This window comes from Psychrobacter sp. AOP7-B1-25, assembly GCF_052376195.1.
Taxonomy (GTDB): domain Bacteria; phylum Pseudomonadota; class Gammaproteobacteria; order Pseudomonadales; family Moraxellaceae; genus Psychrobacter.
This window is the reverse complement of sequence record NZ_JBQSVK010000034.1, coordinates 1-5,574: the sequence shown is the minus strand read 5'-3', so window position 1 is coordinate 5,574 and position 5,574 is coordinate 1. Positions and strand designations below refer to the sequence as shown.

Genomic DNA, 5,574 nt, shown 5'->3' with positions numbered 1-5,574 from the left:
ATTAAAAGATGATATGATGGTCAGCTCGCTAAATAGGATAAGCCATATTGGCTTGAATATTTAGTTTGAAAAACTAGCACTGGACGACAGTGTCAGACATTATTTAAAAGCATAACTAAAGAACAACTTGTGTGGATTTTTGCTGATTCAGAATGCTAAAAAATAAAGTTGACTATCTTTTCTTTTCGGAAAGATTATTAACTATAAAAATTATCATTTAAGACAGCAGAAAAACTCAAAGTTAATTCATTACGAACATAATTTTTAGCGATTTTGCCAGATTAGATGAGCCAAGTTTAGAAGCTTCTTTAAAGAGCTTCATAGCAAGATTAAACTGAAGAGTTTGATCATGGCTCAGATTGAACGCTGGCGGCAGGCTTAACACATGCAAGTCGAGCGGAAACGATAGGAGCTTGCTCCTAGGCGTCGAGCGGCGGACGGGTGAGTAATACTTAGGAATCTACCTAGTAGTGGGGGATAGCTCGGGGAAACTCGAATTAATACCGCATACGTCCTACGGGAGAAAGGGGGCAACTTGTTGCTCTCGCTATTAGATGAGCCTAAGTCGGATTAGCTAGATGGTGGGGTAAAGGCCTACCATGGCGACGATCTGTAGCTGGTCTGAGAGGATGATCAGCCACACCGGGACTGAGACACGGCCCGGACTCCTACGGGAGGCAGCAGTGGGGAATATTGGACAATGGGGGAAACCCTGATCCAGCCATGCCGCGTGTGTGAAGAAGGCCTTTTGGTTGTAAAGCACTTTAAGCAGTGAAGAAGACTCCGTGGTTAATACCCACGGACGATGACATTAGCTGCAGAATAAGCACCGGCTAACTCTGTGCCAGCAGCCGCGGTAATACAGAGGGTGCAAGCGTTAATCGGAATTACTGGGCGTAAAGCGAGCGTAGGTGGCTTGATAAGTCAGATGTGAAATCCCCGGGCTTAACCTGGGAACTGCATCTGAAACTGTTAGGCTAGAGTAGGTGAGAGGGAAGTAGAATTTCAGGTGTAGCGGTGAAATGCGTAGAGATCTGAAGGAATACCGATGGCGAAGGCAGCTTCCTGGCATCATACTGACACTGAGGCTCGAAAGCGTGGGTAGCAAACAGGATTAGATACCCTGGTAGTCCACGCCGTAAACGATGTCTACTAGTCGTTGGGTCCCTTGAGGACTTAGTGACGCAGCTAACGCAATAAGTAGACCGCCTGGGGAGTACGGCCGCAAGGTTAAAACTCAAATGAATTGACGGGGGCCCGCACAAGCGGTGGAGCATGTGGTTTAATTCGATGCAACGCGAAGAACCTTACCTGGTCTTGACATATCTAGAATCCTGCAGAGATGCGGGAGTGCCTTCGGGAATTAGAATACAGGTGCTGCATGGCTGTCGTCAGCTCGTGTCGTGAGATGTTGGGTTAAGTCCCGCAACGAGCGCAACCCTTGTCCTTAGTTACCAGCGGGTTAAGCCGGGAACTCTAAGGATACTGCCAGTGACAAACTGGAGGAAGGCGGGGACGACGTCAAGTCATCATGGCCCTTACGACCAGGGCTACACACGTGCTACAATGGTAGGTACAGAGGGCAGCTACACAGCGATGTGATGCGAATCTCAAAAAGCCTATCGTAGTCCAGATTGGAGTCTGCAACTCGACTCCATGAAGTAGGAATCGCTAGTAATCGCGGATCAGAATGCCGCGGTGAATACGTTCCCGGGCCTTGTACACACCGCCCGTCACACCATGGGAGTTGATTGCACCAGAAGTGGATAGCTTAACCTTCGGGGGAGCGTTCACCACGGTGTGGTTGATGACTGGGGTGAAGTCGTAACAAGGTAGCCGTAGGGGAACCTGCGGCTGGATCACCTCCTTATAGACGCATTCGGTCAGCAAGAATTCACAACAAGTTGTTCTTTAGTTTAAGCTTACGTTTTTGACAAACGTATTAGGGTCTGTAGCTCAGCTGGTTAGAGCACCGTGTTGATAACGCGGGGGTCGGTGGTTCAAGTCCACCTAGACCCACCATTTTACAATGGGGCCATAGCTCAGTTGGTAGAGCGCCTGCCTTGCACGCAGGAGGTCAACGGTTCGACTCCGTTTGGCTCCACCACTACTTTAGTTAAGCTTAGAGTGCTAAATAAATAAAATAGGTATTAAATAGAAACAAGTGATTGTGATTGATTACTTCTTTCTGTTTTATACAGAATCTGTGACTCGACGAGAGCATAGAGACTATTTAAAAACATAGATATGAGTCTGGGTTAGGAAGCGCGTGTTCACGCGCACTTCCTAACCTTAGTAATCGACCTCTTAACGACATCAGTTGTTATCCCAGGGGTTGATTACTAAAAAAGTAAAGAGAACTGAATCAAGCGTATAAAATTAGGTGATATCGTTATCATAATTAGATTGTATGACACTTAGAAGTCGAAAGACTACTTGGGGTTGTATGGTCAAGTAATGAAGCGCACATGGTGGATGCCTTGGCAGTCAGAGGCGATGAAAGACGTGACAGCCTGCGATAAGCTTCGGGGAGGCGGCAATATCCTGTGATCCGGAGATTTCTGAATGGGGAAACCCAGCTAGCATAAGCTAGCTATCCTAATTTATTAGGAAGCGAACGAGGGGAAGTGAAACATCTCAGTACCCTTAGGAAGAGACATCAATTGAGATTCCCCTAGTAGCGGCGAGCGAACGGGGAGAAGCCGATTAGTGCTAATGTAGAAGAACAGCGTGGGAAAGCTGACCGTAGTAGGTGATAGTCCTGTATTCGAAACATTAGCGTTAACATATTAAGTAGAGCGGGGCACGAGAAATCCTGTTTGAAGATGGGGGGACCATCCTCCAAGGCTAAATACTCCTGACTGACCGATAGTGAACCAGTACCGTGAGGGAAAGGCGAAAAGAACCCCTGTGAGGGGAGTGAAATAGAACCTGAAACCGTGTGCGTACAAGCAGTGGGAGCCCACTTGTTGGGTGACCGCGTACCTTTTGTATAATGGGTCAGCGACTTATATTCTGTAGCAAGGTTAACCGTTTAGGGGAGCCGTAGGGAAACCGAGTCTTAATAGGGCGTCTAGTTGCAGGGTATAGACCCGAAACCGAGTGATCTATCCATGAGCAGGTTGAAAGTGCCGTAACAGGCACCGGAGGACCGAACCCACTGTCGTTGAAAAGCCAGGGGATGACTTGTGGATAGGGGTGAAAGGCTAATCAAACTCGGTGATAGCTGGTTCTCCCCGAAAGCTATTTAGGTAGCGCCTCGGACGAACACCATTGGGGGTAGAGCACTGTTTCGGCTAGGGGGTCATACCGACTTACCAAACCGATGCAAACTCCGAATACCGATGAGTGATATCCGGGAGACACACGGTGGGTGCTAACGTCCATCGTGGAGAGGGAAACAACCCAGACCGCCAGCTAAGGCCCCAAATTCCTAGTTAAGTGGGAAACGAGGTGGGAAGGCATAGACAGCTAGGAGGTTGGCTTAGAAGCAGCCATCCTTTAAAGAAAGCGTAATAGCTCACTAGTCGAGTCGGCCCGCGCGGAAGATGTAACGGGGCTCAAACTAGGAGCCGAAGCTGCGGATTTGAATTTGTTTTCAAGTGGTAGGGGAGCGTTGTGTAAGCCTGTGAAGGTGTGTTGTAAAGCATGCTGGAGGTATCACAAGAGCGAATGCTGACGTGAGTAACGATAATGCGAGTGAAAAGCTCGCACGCCGGAAGATCAAGGGTTCCAGTCCAACGTTAATCGGGGCTGGGTGAGTCGACCCCTAAGGCGAGGCCGAAAGGCGTAGTCGATGGGAAATCGGTTAATATTCCGATACTTGTTTATAATGCGATGGAGGGACGGAGAAGGTTATGTCAGCCTGGCGTTGGTTGTCCAGGTGAAAGGATGTAGGTTTATAGCTTAGGTAAATCCGGGCTATTCTATACCGAGATCTGATAGCAAGCTGTACTTGTACAGCGAAGTGGCAAATACCATGCTTCCAGGAAAAGCTTCTAAGCAATAGTTATAAACGAATCGTACCCTAAACCGACACAGGTGATCAGGTAGAGAATACCAAGGCGCTTGAGAGAACTCTGCTGAAGGAACTAGGCAAAATGGTACCGTAACTTCGGGAGAAGGTACGCTGTTGGTGGTGATAGGACTTGCTCCTTGAGCTGCTGGCAGTCGCAGATACCAGGCTGCTGCAACTGTTTATTAAAAACACAGCACTCTGCAAACACGAAAGTGGACGTATAGGGTGTGATGTCTGCCCGGTGCTGGAAGGTTAATTGATGGGGTTAGCGTAAGCGAAGCTCTTGATCGAAGCCCCAGTAAACGGCGGCCGTAACTATAACGGTCCTAAGGTAGCGAAATTCCTTGTCGGGTAAGTTCCGACCTGCACGAATGACATAATGATGGCAGCGCTGTCTCCAGCAGAGACTCAGTGAAATCGAAATCGCAGTGAAGATGCTGTGTACCCGCGGCTAGACGGAAAGACCCCGTGAACCTTTACTACAGCTTTACATTGAACTTTGACCTGACTTGTGCAGGATAGGTGGGAGGCTTTGAAGCCGAGACGCTAGTCTTGGTGGAGCCAATCTTGAAATACCACCCTGGTCATGTTGGGGTTCTAACTCAGGTATAACAATACCGAGGACAATGTATGGTGGGTAGTTTGACTGGGGCGGTCTCCTCCTAAAGAGTAACGGAGGAGTACGAAGGTGCGCTCAGACCGGTCGGAAATCGGTCGTAGAGTATAAAGGCAAAAGCGCGCTTAACTGCGAGACCCACAAGTCGAGCAGGTACGAAAGTAGGTCTTAGTGATCCGGTGGTTCTGTATGGAAGGGCCATCGCTCAACGGATAAAAGGTACTCTGGGGATAACAGGCTGATACCGCCCAAGAGTTCATATCGACGGCGGTGTTTGGCACCTCGATGTCGGCTCATCTCATCCTAGGGCTGAAGCAGGTCCTAAGGGTATGGCTGTTCGCCATTTAAAGAGGTACGCGAGCTGGGTTTAGAACGTCGTGAGACAGTTCGGTCCCTATCTACCGTGGGCGTTGGAAATTTGAGAGGATCTGCTCCTAGTACGAGAGGACCAGAGTGGACGAACCACTGGTGTTCGGGTTGTCATGCCAATGGCATTGCCCGGTAGCTACGTTCGGATGGGATAACCGCTGAAAGCATCTAAGCGGGAAGCCCACCTCAAGATTAGATTTCCCTAAAGAGCCGTTCAAGACTAGGACGTTGATAGGCAGGGTGTGGAAGCGCAGCGATGCGTGTAGCTAACCTGTACTAATTGCTCGTTTGGCTTGACCATACAACACCCAAGTGGTTTGTATACAAGTCTAATTAATCTGTCATAGACAGAACATTTCGATATCACCTTTAACCTTGATTCAGTTAGGTTAAGTGATACTTAGTCAAATAAGTAAAACTATAAAACAGACTCATATCTAACCCCCTTTGCTGACGACAATAGCGCGATGGCCCCACCTGATCCCTTCCCGAACTCAGAAGTGAAACATCGTTGCGCCAATGGTAGTGTGGTTCGCCCATGTGAGAGTAGGTCATCGTCAGCTCTCTATTC

At 48.6% G+C, this 5,574-nt stretch carries 2 tRNA genes and 3 rRNA genes; all 5 read left to right on the top strand.

Annotation, left to right across the window (positions count from 1 at the left end):
- Positions 1 to 331 precede the first annotated feature (331 nt).
- Positions 332 to 1,870: ribosomal RNA gene (locus tag ACT3QR_RS13770) — 16S ribosomal RNA — on the top strand.
- 75 nt (positions 1,871 to 1,945) lie between these two features.
- Positions 1,946 to 2,022, top strand: a tRNA-Ile gene (locus ACT3QR_RS13765).
- A 9-nt stretch (positions 2,023 to 2,031) separates the two neighbouring features.
- Positions 2,032 to 2,107, top strand: a tRNA-Ala gene (locus ACT3QR_RS13760).
- A 341-nt stretch (positions 2,108 to 2,448) separates the two neighbouring features.
- A 23S ribosomal RNA gene (locus ACT3QR_RS13755) occupies positions 2,449 to 5,304 on the top strand.
- A gap of 148 nt (positions 5,305 to 5,452) precedes the next feature.
- Positions 5,453 to 5,566: ribosomal RNA gene (gene rrf, locus ACT3QR_RS13750) — 5S ribosomal RNA — on the top strand.
- The 16S, 23S and 5S rRNA genes sit together here with 2 tRNA genes alongside, the layout of an rRNA operon.
- The last annotated feature ends 8 nt before the right edge of the window (positions 5,567 to 5,574 follow it).